General features: G+C 33.2%; 1 protein-coding gene. It reads left to right on the forward strand.

Features of this window, described 5'->3' with window-relative positions:
- Positions 1 to 186: 186 nt before the first annotated feature.
- Entirely contained in the window at positions 187 to 1,449 is a 1,263-nt protein-coding gene (locus KHQ28_RS23005; protein WP_000608644.1) for an IS1380-like element ISEcp1 family transposase, read from the forward strand.
- The last annotated feature ends 207 nt before the right edge of the window (positions 1,450 to 1,656 follow it).

Below are 1,656 nucleotides of genomic sequence, written 5' to 3' on the forward strand. Positions count from 1 at the left end.
CCTAGATTCTACGTCAGTACTTCAAAAAGCATAATCAAAGCCTTGATAAATATGCATTCCTTCGAAATTCAGCTTTCACCCATTGGGTGAAAGAAAAGTGCTCAAAAATATGTTAAATTATCAGCTTTTATGACTCGATATATGGTAAAATAATAGTAAGAAAAGTAGTAAAAAGGGGTTCTAATTATGATTAATAAAATTGATTTCAAAGCTAAGAATCTAACATCAAATGCAGGTCTTTTTCTGCTCCTTGAGAATGCAAAAAGCAATGGGATTTTTGATTTTATTGAAAATGACCTCGTATTTGATAATGACTCAACAAATAAAATCAAGATGAATCATATAAAGACCATGCTCTGCGGTCACTTCATTGGCATTGATAAGTTAGAACGTCTAAAGCTACTTCAAAATGATCCCCTCGTCAACGAGTTTGATATTTCCGTAAAAGAACCTGAAACAGTGTCACGGTTTCTAGGAAACTTCAACTTCAAGACAACCCAAATGTTTAGAGACATTAATTTTAAAGTCTTTAAAAAACTGCTCACTAAAAGTAAATTGACATCCATTACGATTGATATTGATAGTAGTGTAATTAACGTAGAAGGTCATCAAGAAGGTGCGTCAAAAGGATATAATCCTAAGAAACTGGGAAACCGATGCTACAATATCCAATTTGCATTTTGCGACGAATTAAAAGCATATGTTACCGGATTTGTAAGAAGTGGCAATACTTACACTGCAAACGGTGCTGCGGAAATGATCAAAGAAATTGTTGCTAACATCAAATCAGACGATTTAGAAATTTTATTTCGAATGGATAGTGGCTACTTTGATGAAAAAATTATCGAAACGATAGAATCTCTTGGATGCAAATATTTAATTAAAGCCAAAAGTTATTCTACACTCACCTCACAAGCAACGAATTCATCAATTGTATTCGTTAAAGGAGAAGAAGGTAGAGAAACTACAGAACTGTATACAAAATTAGTTAAATGGGAAAAAGACAGAAGATTTGTCGTATCTCGCGTACTGAAACCAGAAAAAGAAAGAGCACAATTATCACTTTTAGAAGGTTCCGAATACGACTACTTTTTCTTTGTAACAAATACTACCTTGCTTTCTGAAAAAGTAGTTATATACTATGAAAAGCGTGGTAATGCTGAAAACTATATCAAAGAAGCCAAATACGACATGGCGGTGGGTCATCTCTTGCTAAAGTCATTTTGGGCGAATGAAGCCGTGTTTCAAATGATGATGCTTTCATATAACCTATTTTTGTTGTTCAAGTTTGATTCCTTGGACTCTTCAGAATACAGACAGCAAATAAAGACCTTTCGTTTGAAGTATGTATTTCTTGCAGCAAAAATAATCAAAACCGCAAGATATGTAATCATGAAGTTGTCGGAAAACTATCCGTACAAGGGAGTGTATGAAAAATGTCTGGTATAATAAGAATATCATCAATAAAATTGAGTGTTGCTCTGTGGATAACTTGCAGAGTTTATTAAGTATCATTGCAGCAAAGATGAAATCAATGATTTATCAAAAATGATTGAAAGGTGGTTGTAAATAATGTTACAATGTGTGAGAAGCAGTCTAAATTCTTCGTGAAATAGTGATTTTTGAAGCTAATAAAAAACACACGTGGAATTTAGG

This window comes from Klebsiella sp. 28, assembly GCF_018223905.1.
In the GTDB taxonomy this organism is placed as follows: domain Bacteria; phylum Pseudomonadota; class Gammaproteobacteria; order Enterobacterales; family Enterobacteriaceae; genus Klebsiella; species Klebsiella pneumoniae.